The following is a 13,305-nucleotide window of genomic DNA, read 5'->3' as shown; positions in this document are numbered from 1 at the left end:
CTACGCAGGAGGTGTATGTATGGGAGACCATTATTACTCGAAAAATCCCCAAGTTTCAAGTGCACCCAAGCTGTGGAAAGCCGAGATTCGTAACAAAGTCTTTTCATTTACAACGGATGCCGGTGTATTCAGCAAAGGGAGTATAGATGAGGGGTCAAAATTATTGGCTGAAACGTTTAAAGAACCATCCATTGGGGGAGACTTGTTGGAAATAGGTTGCGGCTATGGACCGATTGCGTTGTCTATCGCATCGGATTTTCCGGAAAGACTTATCCATATGGTGGATGTGAATGAACGGGCATTAGCTCTCTCGAAAACGAACGCTCAACAGAATCGAATTTCTAATATAAAAGTTTACGAAAGTAGTGGCGTTGATCAGGTTGTATCAAATAACTTCGCTGCAATTATAACCAATCCACCTATTAGGGCGGGGAAGCAAACGGTTTTTTCTTTCTATGACGGAGCTTATGAGAAGTTAGCTGCGGGCGGAGAATTATGGGTTGTCATTCAAAAGAAACAAGGGGCTCCGTCTACAATGGATTACTTGAAGAACTTGTTTGGTAATGTAGATACGGTTGCTAAGAAAAAAGGCTACTTTATTTTAGTATCAAAAAAGATTGACAGGATGAATATCTTGTAGTAGCATTATTAAATGCATAAATATTTATATTGCAGCTGTATGCCCTTTTGTGTGATGTAGTAGAGGAAAAGGTATATTGATGTTTGGATAAAGATTGTGAAATCGAAAATGAGCTCTCGTCGGAACTCGTTTTCTTTTTGTTTTTTCGAAGTCACAGCGGAATTTCTGATTTTGCAAAAACTAATATTGTCTTAATGAGGGGTGAATGAGTTGACAGGTCATTTAGTTCAGTATGGTCAACATCGTCAGCGTAGAAGTTTCGCGCGAATCAAAGAAGTACTCGATCTGCCGAATTTGATTGAAATTCAAACGGCGTCTTATGAGTGGTTCTTGGAAGAAGGGTTACGTGAAATGTTCCGGGATATTTCTCCTATCCAGGATTTCACAGGTAACTTGTCCTTGGAATTTATTGATTACAAACTGGGTGAACCAAAATATCCAGTAGACGAATCAAAAGAACGCGATGTGACATATGCGGCACCACTTCGTGTAAAAGTACGTCTTCATAACCAAGAAACAGGCGACGTGAAGGAACAGGACGTTTTCATGGGAGATTTCCCACTCATGACAGAAAACGGAACATTCATTATTAATGGAGCGGAGCGTGTTATCGTTTCTCAGCTCGTTCGTTCACCGAGTGTTTACTATAATGATAAGACGGATAAAAACGGTAAGCGTGGATTTGGCGCTACTGTTATTCCGAACCGTGGAGCATGGCTTGAATATGAAACAGATGCAAAAGACGTAGTGCATGTCCGTATCGACCGCACTCGTAAATTGCCAATCACTGTTTTATTGCGTGCACTAGGATTCTCTACTGACCAAGAAATTATCGACCTAATCGGTGATAATGAATATTTACGGAATTCATTAGAGAAAGATAACACTGAAACCTCGGAAAAAGCAATGCTTGAAATCTATGAGCGACTTCGCCCGGGTGAACCACCAACACTTGATAGCGCAAGAAGTCTTTTGTATTCACGCTTCTTCGATCCGAAACGCTATGATTTAGCGAATGTTGGTCGTTATAAAATGAATAAAAAGCTTCACTTGCAAAATCGTTTGTTCAACCAAACAGCTGCTGAAACACTCGTTGATCCGGAAACTGGAGAAATATTAGTGGAAAAAGATCAGCTAATCGACCGTCGTACATTGGATAAATTACTACCATTCTTATCTCAAGGTATAAATACTGAGTCGATTGAACATGTAGGATCTGTTTTGGAAGAACCAATGGTTATCCAGACACTGAAGATCTACGCGCCTAAAAGTGAAGAAAAACAAGTGATCAATGTCATTTCCAATGCTGAAGTAGACGAGTCTATTAAAAATATTACTCCAGCGGATATTGTAGCTTCTATCAGTTATTTCTTTAACTTATTACATGGTGTAGGAAATACGGATGATATTGACCATCTTGGTAACCGTCGTTTACGTTCTGTTGGTGAATTACTTCAAAACCAATTCCGTATCGGTCTTTCTCGTATGGAGCGTGTGGTTAAAGAAAGAATGTCCATCAATGACACTCAATCTATCGTACCTCAACAATTGATCAATATCCGTCCGGTTATTGCATCTATTAAAGAGTTTTTCGGTAGCTCTCAGCTATCTCAGTTCATGGACCAAACAAATCCATTGGCTGAATTGACGCATAAGCGTCGTCTTTCTGCACTGGGACCTGGTGGTTTAACACGTGAGCGCGCAGGGATGGAAGTTCGTGACGTTCACTACTCTCACTATGGTCGTATGTGTCCAATTGAAACGCCGGAGGGTCCGAACATTGGACTGATCAACTCATTATCTACATTCGCGAAAGTGAATCGATTCGGCTTTATTGAAACTCCTTATCGTAAAGTAGATCCTGAAACAGGTCGCGTTACATCTCAAATCGATTATCTGACAGCAGATATTGAAGATAACTATGTAGTAGCGCAAGCAAATGCACTACTTGAAGAAGACGGTTCATTTACTAATGAAGGTGTCGTAGGTCGTTTCCAAGGGGATAACACTGTATTCCGCCGCGAGCAAATGGACTACATGGACGTTTCACCTAAGCAAGTTGTATCTGCAGCTACTGCATGTATTCCGTTCTTAGAAAATGATGACTCCAACCGTGCGTTGATGGGTGCGAACATGCAACGTCAAGCGGTTCCTTTATTAAATCCTGAAGCACCGTTTGTTGGTACAGGTATGGAGCATATTTCTGCACGCGATTCAGGTGCGGCGGTTGTTTCTAAACACCACGGTATCATCGAGCACGTAGAAGCAAAGGAAATTCGTATTCGTCGTATTGAAGAAGTGGGCGGTAAAGAAGTCAAGGGTGACCTTGTAGTTTGTCGTCTATCTAAATTCATTCGTTCGAACCAAGGGACTTGCTATAACCAACGTCCGATTGTAAAAGTCGGCGACCGTGTAAAGCCGCTTGATATTCTTGCGGATGGCCCATCTATGGAACAAGGTGAACTTGCGCTTGGACGTAACGTTCTAACAGCATTCATGACATGGGATGGTTATAACTACGAGGATGCGATCATCATGAGTGAGCGTCTGGTAAAAGACGATGTATTCACATCTGTTCATATTGAAGAATATGAATCAGAAGCACGTGATACGAAGCTTGGACCAGAAGAAATCACACGTGATATTCCAAACGTCGGAGAAGATGCATTGCGCAACTTGGACGACAGAGGAATTATCCGTATTGGTGCAGAAGTTCGTGATGGCGATATCCTAGTCGGTAAGGTAACACCTAAGGGAGTTACGGAATTGACTGCGGAAGAACGTCTTCTACACGCAATCTTTGGAGAGAAAGCACGCGAAGTACGTGATACTTCATTACGTGTACCTCACGGAGCAGGCGGAATCGTATTAGATGTTAAAGTCTTTAACCGCGAAGATGGCGATGAGCTATCTCCTGGAGTTAACCAGTTAGTTCGCGTGTATATTGTACAGAAGCGTAAAATCTCTGTTGGAGATAAGATGGCAGGACGTCATGGTAACAAGGGTGTTATTTCCCGTATTTTACCTGAGTCGGAAATGCCGTTTCTTCCAGATGGTACGCCAATCGATGTCATGTTGAACCCACTTGGTGTTCCATCACGTATGAATATTGGACAGGTTCTTGAGATGCACCTTGGTATGGCCGCACGTAGTTTAGGTATTCACACAGCTTCTCCTGTATTTGATGGTGCAAACGAGGAAGATGTTTGGACTACAATGGAAGAAGCGGGTATGAACCGTGACGGTAAAACCATGCTATACGATGGTCGTTCAGGTGAGCCGTTTGATAATCGCGTATCAGTTGGTGTTATGTACTTGATCAAACTAGCCCACATGGTAGATGACAAGTTGCACGCACGCTCAACTGGACCGTACTCACTTGTTACGCAGCAACCACTTGGCGGTAAAGCCCAGTTCGGTGGACAGCGTTTCGGGGAAATGGAAGTATGGGCACTAGAAGCATATGGTGCCGCTTATACATTGCAAGAAATCTTAACAGTCAAATCCGATGACGTCGTAGGTCGTGTGAAAACATACGAAGCGATTGTTAAAGGTGATAGCGTACCTCAACCAGGAGTACCAGAATCATTTAAAGTACTAATCAAAGAACTTCAGAGTTTAGGGTTAGACGTAAAAATGTTGACGGAAGACTTTGAGGAAATTGAGCTTCGTGATCTTGACGATGAAGAAGACTTGCAACCAACTGATGCATTGAACTTGATGAAAGAAGATCAGCCAATCGCCTAAACAAAAGCGAAAAGCGCCGTTTAGCCTCGACAGGCGTTGGAAGGGTAGCAGCGAAAGGGTCACTTTCCTTTCGAAGGTATCCTGAAACGACCCGAGAGGCTGGCGCTTGCAGCTGGATGTCATTAAAAGCGAAAAGCGCCGTTTAGCCTCGACAGGCGTTGGAAGGGTAGCAGCGAAAGGGTCACTTTCCTTTCGAAGGTATCCTGAAACGACCCGAGAGGCTGGCGCTTGCAGCTAGATGTCATTAAAAGCGGAAAGCGATCTGAAAGATAAATAAAACAAACACAACCAAATAGAAGAGGGCTTCGAGCACCCTCTTCTATTCTATTCAGTAAGAAGAACAACTTACGTGAATGCACTACTACAAGTTAAATTGCCTGATAAGCCATTATGGCGATTAGACTAAAGGGAGGTTGGCTCCTTGATCGATGTTAATAATTTTGAGTATATGAAAATTGGCCTTGCTTCACCGGACAAGATTCGTTCTTGGTCATATGGAGAAGTGAAAAAACCTGAAACTATCAACTACCGTACATTAAAGCCAGAGAAGGACGGATTATTCTGTGAAAGAATCTTCGGACCAACGAAAGACTGGGAATGTCACTGTGGGAAATACAAGCGGGTTCGCTATAAAGGCGTCGTTTGTGATCGTTGTGGCGTAGAAGTAACGCGTCAAAAAGTCCGTCGTGAACGTATGGGTCACATTGAGCTTGCAGCACCTGTCACACATATTTGGTATTTCAAAGGAATTCCTAGCCGTATGGGCTTGATTCTAGACATGACACCTCGTGCGTTAGAAGAGATTATCTACTTCGCGTCTTACGTAGTAGTCGAACCAGCTGATACACCGCTTGAGCGTAAGCAATTGCTTTCGGAGAAAGAATACCGTCTATACCGTGAAAAGTATGGTTCTAAATTCCAGGCAGCAATGGGAGCGGAAGCAATCGAGCAACTACTCCGTGCGATAGACTTGGATAAAGAAACGGATTCATTGAAAGAAGAATTAAAAACAGTACAAGGTCAACGTCGTACACGCGCAATCCGACGTCTGGAAGTTGTGGAATCATTCCGTAACTCTGGAAATCGTCCGGAGTGGATGGTATTGGAAGTGCTTCCTGTTATCCCTCCTGAATTGCGTCCTATGGTACAGCTTGACGGCGGACGTTTTGCAACTTCTGACTTGAATGATTTGTATCGTAGGGTTATTAACCGGAACAACCGTCTAAAGCGACTATTGGATCTAGGGGCACCTGGTATTATCGTTCAGAACGAAAAACGTATGCTACAAGAAGCGGTAGATGCACTTGTAGACAACGGCCGTCGCGGAAGACCTGTAACAGGTCCAGGTAACCGCCCGTTGAAATCTCTTTCTCATATGCTGAAAGGGAAGCAAGGACGTTTCCGTCAGAACTTACTTGGTAAACGTGTAGACTACTCTGGTCGTTCAGTTATCGTAGTAGGTCCTAGCTTGAAAATGTACCAATGTGGTCTACCTAAGGAAATGGCGATCGAGCTATTTAAGCCGTTCGTTATGAAAGAATTAGTGGAACGTAACTTGGCACATAATATTAAGAGTGCGAAACGGAAGATTGAACGTCTTCATTCCGAAGTGTGGGATGTATTGGAAGACGTCATTAAAGAACATCCGGTACTTCTTAACCGAGCACCAACACTTCACCGTCTGGGAATCCAGGCATTCGAACCGATGTTGGTCGAAGGACGCGCTATTACATTGCATCCACTCGTTTGTACGGCGTATAACGCTGACTTCGATGGTGACCAAATGGCCGTTCACGTACCTTTATCTGCTGAAGCACAAGCTGAAGCGCGCTTACTGATGCTAGCTGCCCAAAACATTTTGAACCCGAAAGACGGAAAACCAGTTGTAACTCCTTCACAGGATATGGTTCTTGGAAACTACTACTTAACAGTCGAGCGTAAAAACGCAACTGGAGAAGGCTCTGTGTTTAGTGACCCGAATGAAGCGTTAATCGCGTACCAAACAGGACACGTTCACTTGCATTCTCGTATTGCAGTTCAAGCTGGAAGTATTAAGAATCCGACGTTTACGGATAAGCAAAACAGTCAGCTGTTGTTAACAACAGTAGGTAAAATTATTTTTAACGAGATTCTACCTGAAACGTTCCCGTACATTAACGAACCGACGAATCAGAACTTACAAGTTGAAACACCTGACAAGTACTTTATCGACGGCACAGTAAATGTTAAGGAACACTTGCAACAAGCAGAATTGATCACGCCATTCAAAAAAGCGATTCTTGGGGAAATCATCGCGGAAATCTTCCGTCGCTTCCACATTACAGAAACATCTAGAATGTTGGATAGAATGAAGAACCTAGGATTTAAATATTCTACTCGTGCAGGAATCACAATCGGTATTTCTGATATCGTAGTTTTGCCGAATAAAGCTGAAATCCTTCATGAAGCACAAGAAAAAGTGGACAAAGTCACTCAACAGTTCCGACGTGGTTTAATTACTGAAGAAGAACGTTATGACCGTGTTATCTCTTATTGGAGTCATGCGAAAGATGTTATTCAGAATAAGCTGATGGATTCGTTGGATATCGAAAACCCAATCTTCATGATGAGTGACTCTGGAGCCCGTGGTAACGCGTCAAACTTTACACAGCTTGCTGGTATGCGTGGACTGATGGCCAACCCGGCTGGACGGATCATCGAACTTCCGATCAAATCTTCATTCCGTGAAGGTCTGACAGTACTCGAATACTTTATCTCTACACACGGTGCGCGTAAAGGTCTTGCCGATACAGCACTGAAGACTGCCGACTCAGGTTACCTGACACGTCGTCTCGTAGATGTAGCGCAAGATGTTATCGTTCGTGAAGAAGATTGCGGAACAGACCGTGGTCTGGCAATCACTGCGTTAACTGAAGGAAATGAAATTATTGAAACATTGTTAGAACGTATTGAAGGTCGTCATACGAAGAAGACAATCAAACATCCGGAAACGGGTGAAGTTATTCTTGCGAAAAACGGTTTGATTACTGCAGATATAGCAAATACAGTAATTCAAGCGGGGATCGAAGAAGTGACGATTCGTTCGGCGTTTACGTGTAATACAAAACATGGCGTATGTAAAAAATGTTATGGTATCAACTTAGCTACTGGAGAAACGGTAGAAGTAGGAGAAGCAGTAGGAATCATTGCGGCTCAATCTATCGGTGAACCAGGAACACAGTTAACGATGCGTACATTCCACACAGGTGGAGTAGCAGGAGACGATATTACACAAGGTCTTCCACGGATCCAAGAGATTTTCGAATCTCGTAATCCAAAAGGTGTCGCGGTTATTTCTGAAATAGCAGGTACTGTTATTGAAATTGATGAAGTCCGTGAAGGTTTGAAAGAGATCACTATTGAAGGTGAAGTTGAAACACGTAAATATCCTACATTATACAACGCGCGTTTGAGTGTAGAAGTAGGAGATGTAGTTGAGCGTGGACAAACTATTACTGAAGGTTCTATTGATCCTAAACAATTGATCGTAGTAAAGGACGTTTCGACGGTACAAGAGTATCTGTTGAAAGAAGTTCAAAAAGTTTACCGTATGCAAGGTGTAGAAATTGGGGATAAGCACGTTGAAGTGATGGTTCGTCAAATGCTTCGTAAAGTTCGTGTAATTGAAGCGGGAGATACTGATCTTCTTCCAGGTTCGTTACTTGATATTCACCAATTCTCTGAAGCTAATGCAAAAGTGTTGTTAGCAGGAAAAGTTCCAGCTACTTCACGTCCGGTAATTCTTGGTATTACAAAAGCTTCACTTGAGACAGAGTCCTTCTTGTCAGCCGCTTCGTTCCAGGAGACAACAAGAGTTCTTACTGATGCAGCCATTAAAGGTAAAACAGATGAGTTGCTAGGTCTGAAGGAAAACGTTATTATCGGGAAATTGGTCCCTGCAGGTACTGGAATGCAGAGATACCGCCAGATCAAAATGCAACATGATGAAGCAGAAGAAACAATTACAGCTGAATAAAAATAAACGGGACATCGTTCCCGTTTATTTTCTTAAATTTGTTGACAAGATGTTCTAGAGATGATAATATACAAAAGGTTGATAGTTGTTGATCGTTAACTTGTTGGAAGGAATATATATTCTTTCGAATTAGTGCAAGGCGTAAAGCAATTCATCATTATAAAATAACAGTAAGCAGAGATCTCTGGTGTTACTGTCACCCGTTTTTGTGTGTGCACGCACAAAAACTTTGTTTTTACTTAAAAATGAACCACCTGGGTGTGTGGTATTATAAAAAGCTTGGAAGGAGGAACAACCTAATGCCTACAATTAATCAATTAGTCCGTAAACCTCGTAAGTCGAAGACGGAGAATTCTAAGTCACCGGCTCTAGGAAAAAGCTATAACAGCTTTAAAAAGTCAATGACAAACGTGAACTCACCACAAAAAAGAGGTGTTTGTACACGTGTTGGTACTATGACTCCTAAGAAACCGAACTCGGCACTTCGTAAGTATGCTCGTGTTCGTTTAACTAATACATTGGAAGTAAACGCATATATTCCAGGTGAAGGCCACAACTTGCAAGAACACAGTGTGGTACTAATCCGCGGAGGACGCGTAAAAGACTTACCGGGTGTTCGTTACCATATCGTACGTGGGGCACTTGATACAGCTGGAGTTACTGGCCGTATGCAAAGCCGTTCAATGTATGGAGCTAAAAAGCCTAAAGTTAAGAAGTAATACAAAACTAACGATATTGAAAGGAGGAACTAATTATGCCTCGTAAAGGTCCTGTAACAAAACGTGATGTACTACCTGATCCGATTTATAATTCCAAGCTTGTAAGCCGCCTTATCAACAAAATGATGGTAGACGGTAAAAAAGGTACTTCTCAAAAGATTCTTTATGGAGCGTTCGAAATTGTTAAAGAACGTTCTGGACAAGAGCCAATCGAAGTATTCGAAGCAGCTTTAAACAATGTAATGCCAGTTCTTGAAGTTCGTGCTCGCCGTGTTGGTGGAGCTAACTATCAAGTGCCGGTTGAAGTGCGCCCTGAGCGTCGTTCAACTTTAGGTCTTCGTTACCTTGTAAACTATTCACGTACACGTGGAGAAAAGACAATGGAAGAACGCCTAGCGAACGAAATTCTTGATGCATCAAACAACACTGGTGCTTCTGTTAAACGCCGTGAAGAAATGCATAAAATGGCTGAAGCCAACAGAGCATTCGCTCACTATCGCTGGTAAGGTCGGATAAACAACAGTAGTAATCCGAAACGGAAGGAGATTACAAAATGGCTAGAGAGTTCTCACTAGAGAATACTCGTAACATTGGTATCATGGCTCACATTGACGCTGGTAAGACAACGACAACAGAGCGGATCCTTTTTTACACAGGTAAAATCCACAAGATTGGTGAAACGCACGAAGGTGCATCACAAATGGACTGGATGGAGCAAGAACAAGAACGTGGAATCACGATTACTTCAGCTGCTACAACTGCAGCATGGAAAGGTCACCGCGTAAACATCATCGATACACCTGGACACGTAGACTTCACAGTTGAAGTTGAACGTTCACTTCGCGTATTAGATGGAGCTGTAGCGGTACTTGATGCACAATCAGGTGTTGAACCACAAACAGAGACAGTTTGGCGCCAGGCGACAAACTATAAAGTTCCACGTCTCGTATTCGTAAACAAAATGGATAAGACAGGTGCTGACTTCCTTTATTCAGTCGGAACACTACGTGACCGCCTACAAGCGAATGCACACCCTATTCAATTGCCGATCGGTGCGGAAGATAACTTCTCAGGAATTATCGACTTAATCGAAATGAAGGCAACTATGTATCCAAATGATCTAGGAACAGATGTTACAGTTGAAGAAATTCCTGCTGAACATCTTGAACTAGCTAAAAAATACCGTGAGAGCCTAATCGAAGCTATTGTAGATTTCGACGAAGATCTTATGGAAAAGTATCTCAGCGGTGAAGAACTTACAACAGAAGAAATTACAACGGCTATTCGTAAAGCTACGTTGGCAGTTGAGTTCTACCCTGTTGTTTGTGGTACTGCTTTCAAAAACAAAGGTGTACAACTAGTACTGGATGCGGTAGTAGACTACTTACCATCACCACTTGATGTACCACCAATGATGGGCTTCAACCCTGAAACAGAAGAAGATGAAGTGCGTGAATCAACTGATGAAGCACCATTCTCGGCGTTGGCATTTAAAGTTATGACTGACCCTTATGTAGGGAAACTTACATTCTTCCGTATTTATTCAGGTGTCCTTCAAGCAGGTTCTTATGTAACAAACTCTACAAAAGGCAAGCGTGAGCGTGTAGGACGTATTCTACAAATGCACGCAAATAGCCGTGAAGAGATTTCTGAAGTACACGCGGGTGAAATCGCTGCTGCTGTTGGTTTGAAAGATACAACTACTGGAGATACACTATGTGATGAGAAGCAATTGATCATTCTTGAATCAATGGTATTCCCTGAGCCGGTTATCTCTGTAGCAATCGAACCTAAAACAAAAGCGGACCAGGATAAAATGGGCCAAGCTCTTGGTAAGTTACAAGAAGAAGATCCAACATTCCGTGCGCATACAGATCAAGAAACAGGAGAAGTAATCATTGCAGGTATGGGTGAACTTCACTTGGATATTATCGTCGACCGTCTACGCCGTGAATTTAAAGTGGAAGCAAACGTGGGTGCACCACAAGTTTCTTACCGCGAAACATTCCGTGAGTCAGCTGAAGTCGAAGGTAAATTCGTACGCCAATCAGGTGGACGTGGACAATTTGGTCACGTGTGGATCGAATTTGGTCCGAACGAAGAAGGTAAAGGCTTCGAATTCGTAAACAACGTTGTTGGTGGTTCTGTTCCTCGTGAATACATCCCAGCAGTTGAAGCGGGAGTTCGTGATTCATTAGATAACGGTATTTTAGCTGGATATCCTTTAATCGATGTCAAAGCCCGCCTGTTTGACGGATCTTACCATGACGTTGACTCCAACGAGATGGCATTTAAGATCGCTGCGTCAATGGCTTTGAAAAATGCTGCATCAAAATGTAAACCTGTAATCCTTGAACCAACAATGAGAGTAGAAGTTATCATTCCGGAAGAATACATGGGCGATATCATGGGTGATATTACATCACGCCGTGGCCGTGTAGAAGGTATGGAAGCTCGTGGTAACGCACAAGTAGTTCGTGCAATGGTTCCACTTGCTGAAATGTTCGGATATGCAACATCACTACGTTCAAACACGCAAGGACGCGGAGTATTCTCGATGGTGTTCGATCACTACGAAGAGCTTCCGAAGTCTATTGCAGAAGAAGTAATTAAGAAAAACAAAGGTGAATAATAAAGTTCATCCTTGTTTCCTATAAACAATACTTGTAAGATATGGATAGTCGAGAGGACGCTTTCGGCTTCCATATTATAAAAAAACTAACTTTTTTAAATTAAGGGAGGACCTCTAAAATGGGTAAAGAAAAATTCGACCGCTCCAAGGAGCACGCAAACGTAGGAACAATTGGTCACGTTGACCATGGTAAAACAACTTTGACTGCTGCAATCGCAACAGTTCTTTCTAAAGCACAAGGTGGAGAAGCAAAGTCATACGCTGACGTTGATAACGCACCTGAAGAAAAAGAGCGTGGAATCACGATCAGTACTTCACACGTTGAGTACGAAACTGACAAGCGTCACTATGCACACGTTGACTGCCCAGGTCACGCTGACTATGTTAAAAACATGATCACTGGTGCTGCACAAATGGATGGCGGAATCCTAGTAGTATCTGCTGCTGATGGCCCAATGCCACAAACACGTGAGCACATCCTTCTTTCACGTCAAGTAGGTGTTCCTTACCTAGTTGTCTTCATGAACAAATGTGACATGGTAGACGACGAAGAACTTCTTGAATTAGTTGAAATGGAAATCCGTGAACTTCTTTCTGATTACGATTTCCCTGGCGACGATATTCCAGTAATCAAAGGATCTGCTCTTAAAGCTCTTGAAGGAGAGCCAGAGTGGGAAGAAAAAATCCTTGAACTAATGCAAGCAGTAGATGACTATATCCCAACACCAACTCGTGATACTGACAAGCCATTCATGATGCCTATTGAGGACGTATTCTCAATCACAGGTCGTGGTACAGTAGCAACTGGACGCGTTGAGCGTGGAGTAGTTAAAGTTGGAGATGTTGTTGACATCATCGGTCTTACTGAAGAACCAAAAGCTACTACTGTAACTGGTGTAGAGATGTTCCGTAAACTTCTTGACTATGCAGAAGCTGGCGACAACATCGGTGCTCTTCTTCGTGGTGTAGCTCGTGAAGATATCGAACGTGGACAAGTTCTTGCTAAGCCAGGAACAATCACTCCACACACTCAGTTCAAATCTGAAGTTTATGTTCTATCAAAAGAAGAGGGTGGACGTCACACTCCATTCTTCTCTAACTACCGTCCTCAGTTCTACTTCCGTACAACTGACGTAACTGGTATCATTCAACTTCCTGAAGGCGTAGAAATGGTTATGCCTGGAGATAACGTTGAAATGACAGTTGAACTTATTTCTCCTATCGCGATTGAAGAAGGTACTAAATTCTCAATCCGTGAAGGTGGACGTACAGTTGGAGCTGGCGTTGTAGCAACAATCACAAAATAATTTGTTTTGATCCCGCCCTTGAGGCGGGATTTTTTTATTTTTAAATATTTGTATTGTGTATTGGAAAGTGTTTTTAAGAACTTCGCAAATAAGAGTGAAATAAAATCTTAAAGTGGCCTTCAAATCACGTGCAAATCGTATAGAAAGCTGTTAGTATAGTAAACGGATTAAAAGTTAAACTAATTTCTTCAAAAGGGTTGCACAATCCTTTTATATTATGTATAATGTTGAATGTTGGTCTTTGA

At 42.5% G+C, this 13,305-nt stretch carries 7 protein-coding genes; all 7 read left to right on the top strand.

The window, feature by feature from the left end:
- Window positions 1-19: 19 nt before the first annotated feature.
- A complete protein-coding gene (locus tag CSV76_RS04435; protein WP_085427470.1) occupies window positions 20-640 on the top strand; it encodes a class I SAM-dependent methyltransferase in 621 nt (206 codons plus the stop codon).
- Between the two features lie 201 nt (window positions 641-841).
- A complete protein-coding gene (gene rpoB / locus CSV76_RS04430; RefSeq protein WP_198166246.1) occupies window positions 842-4,387 on the top strand; it encodes a DNA-directed RNA polymerase subunit beta in 3,546 nt (1,181 codons plus the stop codon).
- Between the two features lie 421 nt (window positions 4,388-4,808).
- Window positions 4,809-8,402 (top strand): DNA-directed RNA polymerase subunit beta', encoded by a 3,594-nt coding sequence (gene rpoC / locus CSV76_RS04425; protein ID WP_099624836.1) that lies wholly within the window; start codon window positions 4,809-4,811, stop codon window positions 8,400-8,402.
- Between the two features lie 299 nt (window positions 8,403-8,701).
- Window positions 8,702-9,121 (top strand): 30S ribosomal protein S12, encoded by a 420-nt coding sequence (gene rpsL / locus CSV76_RS04420; RefSeq protein ID WP_085132019.1) that lies wholly within the window; start codon window positions 8,702-8,704, stop codon window positions 9,119-9,121.
- A 35-nt stretch (window positions 9,122-9,156) separates the two neighbouring features.
- On the top strand, window positions 9,157-9,627 hold the full coding sequence (gene rpsG / locus CSV76_RS04415; protein WP_029053281.1) for a 30S ribosomal protein S7: 471 nt from the start codon (window positions 9,157-9,159) through the stop codon (window positions 9,625-9,627).
- A 47-nt stretch (window positions 9,628-9,674) separates the two neighbouring features.
- Window positions 9,675-11,753, top strand: a complete 2,079-nt coding sequence (fusA, locus tag CSV76_RS04410; protein ID WP_099624835.1) for an elongation factor G — start codon at window positions 9,675-9,677, stop codon at window positions 11,751-11,753.
- Between the two features lie 119 nt (window positions 11,754-11,872).
- Complete coding sequence (gene tuf, locus CSV76_RS04405) at window positions 11,873-13,060, top strand: elongation factor Tu (protein ID WP_085427466.1); 1,188 nt, start codon at window positions 11,873-11,875, stop codon at window positions 13,058-13,060.
- Window positions 13,061-13,305: the final 245 nt, after the last annotated feature.

The sequence above is a fragment of the Sporosarcina sp. P17b genome, from assembly GCF_002743115.1.
Taxonomy (GTDB): domain Bacteria; phylum Bacillota; class Bacilli; order Bacillales_A; family Planococcaceae; genus Sporosarcina; species Sporosarcina ureae_C.
This window is presented reverse-complemented; position numbering and strand designations above follow the sequence as displayed.

Excerpts from the sequence above, each read along its gene's own strand:
- CSV76_RS04435 (WP_085427470.1), top strand. The coding sequence starts at position 20 with ATGGGAGACCATTATTACTCGAAAAATCCCCAAGTTTCAAGTGCACCC.
- rpsL (WP_085132019.1), top strand. The coding sequence starts at position 8,702 with ATGCCTACAATTAATCAATTAGTCCGTAAACCTCGTAAGTCGAAGACG.
- rpsG (WP_029053281.1), top strand. The coding sequence starts at position 9,157 with ATGCCTCGTAAAGGTCCTGTAACAAAACGTGATGTACTACCTGATCCG.
- fusA (WP_099624835.1), top strand. The coding sequence starts at position 9,675 with ATGGCTAGAGAGTTCTCACTAGAGAATACTCGTAACATTGGTATCATG.
- tuf (WP_085427466.1), top strand. The coding sequence starts at position 11,873 with ATGGGTAAAGAAAAATTCGACCGCTCCAAGGAGCACGCAAACGTAGGA.